Source organism: Flavobacterium anseongense, from assembly GCF_021608185.1.
Classification (GTDB): Bacteria; Bacteroidota; Bacteroidia; order Flavobacteriales; family Flavobacteriaceae; genus Flavobacterium; species Flavobacterium anseongense.
Genome location: NZ_JAKIHN010000029.1, coordinates 1 through 628, shown reverse-complemented (window position 1 = coordinate 628; position 628 = coordinate 1). Strand labels below are relative to the sequence as shown.

Below are 628 nucleotides of genomic sequence, written 5' to 3'. Positions count from 1 at the left end.
AGTTCCACCAACATAACCGTTGATAGGAGCAGCTGTATCATTCACAGCATCAATCACGGCAGCCTGAACTGTTATAGAAACTGTTGCCTGGTCGCAATTCGATGGATTTAAGATTTCACATATTTGGTATGTTAATGTATAAGATCCTGCAGGTGTTCCAGGAGCAACAAGTACGTTTGTTCCTGATAAAGTGATTCCTGCATTAGTTGAAGATACAAAAGTTGTATTCACCTGAGAAGGAATAACCGCAGCACCGTTAAGCGTATCGTTAGCTAAAACGTTAGTAAATGCCGTTCCACCAACATAGCCGTTGATAGGAGCAGCCGTATCGTTCACAGCATCAATTACCGCAGCCGTAACTGAAACAGAAACTACAGCCTGGTCGCAATTCGATGGATTTAAAACTTCACAGATTTGGTATGTTAATGTATATGAGCCGGCAGGTGTACCAGGAGCAACGATTACGTCAGTTCCTGTTAAAGTAATTCCGGCATTAGTCGATGATACAAAAGTTGTATTCACCTGAGAAGGTACAACCGGAGCACCGTTTAAGGTGTCATTTGAAAGTACATTAGTGTAAGCCGTTCCACCAACATAACCGTTGATAGGAGCAGCTGTATCATTCACA

The 628-nt window shown here is 42.4% G+C and carries 1 pseudogene; it reads right to left on the bottom strand.

What is annotated here, in order from left to right:
* Window positions 1–628 (bottom strand): annotated as a pseudogene (locus L1S35_RS13210) (hypothetical protein); the annotation flags it as partial.